At 45.9% G+C, this 342-nt stretch carries 1 protein-coding gene; it reads left to right on the top strand.

The window, feature by feature from the left end; all coding sequences use genetic code 11:
• Positions 1–20: 20 nt before the first annotated feature.
• A partial coding sequence (locus E5355_RS19270; protein WP_136011577.1) for a hypothetical protein occupies positions 21–342 on the top strand: 322 nt, incomplete at its 3' end.

A 342-nucleotide genomic window follows, 5' to 3' on the forward strand; every position in this document is an offset into this window, starting at 1 on the left:
AAATTAAAAGAATAAGAAGAATGAAAAAGAAGAGCAAGTACGGGAGAAATCCCAAATTGAATCCGAGGACACACTGTGTGATGGTGCGCTTCGATGATATGGAATGGAACAGGTTCCTGACGATGTACGAGGAATCACAGGTGTATGCGAAAGCCGTCTTTCTGAAGGCGCATTTCTTCGGACAGAAGTTCAGGGTACATAAAGTGGACAAAGCAATGTTGGAATACTGTACCAAGCTGTCCGACTTTCATGCCCAGTTCCGCGGCATAGGCACCAATTACAACCACGTCGTGAAGGAATTGCGCATCCATTTTTCGGAGAAGAAGGCGATGGCGTTGCTCT

Origin of the sequence: Bacteroides muris (ex Afrizal et al. 2022), assembly GCF_004793475.1 — a bacterium.
Taxonomy (GTDB): Bacteria; Bacteroidota; Bacteroidia; order Bacteroidales; family Bacteroidaceae; genus Bacteroides; species Bacteroides muris.